Origin of the sequence: Staphylococcus pasteuri, assembly GCF_030547725.1 — a bacterium.
In the GTDB taxonomy this organism is placed as follows: Bacteria; Bacillota; Bacilli; order Staphylococcales; family Staphylococcaceae; genus Staphylococcus; species Staphylococcus pasteuri.
The window spans coordinates 1-262 of sequence record NZ_JAUOQO010000468.1 but is presented as its reverse complement, the minus strand read 5'-3'; the positions used below and the strand labels follow the sequence as shown (position 1 = coordinate 262).

1 protein-coding gene is annotated in these 262 nt (G+C 43.1%); it reads right to left on the bottom strand.

Going from position 1 to position 262, the window contains the following annotated elements; genetic code table 11:
• On the bottom strand, positions 1-262 hold a 262-nt coding region (locus Q4528_RS14385), incomplete at both ends, for an isochorismatase family protein (protein WP_303522314.1).

The window sequence follows — 262 nt, the reverse complement described above, 5'->3', positions numbered from 1 at the left end:
GTGTTGTTATAACCAAGGTCAGCAGCAGCGCGAGAAACGGCATCAATGCACATGTGGCTCATTGCTCCCACTATGACTAAATCTGTGATCTGTTCTTGATCCAGTAACGCTTGAAGGTCAGTTTCTTTAAAGCTGTTAACCTCGTGCTTTAATATGTCAAATTCGCCTTCTTTTGGTTGAAGAGAATGATAAATACGAGACCCTTCACTCCCAGAGATAAAAAAAGGCGCTTCGGGTGACGTAAATTCGTGTCGTACATGGA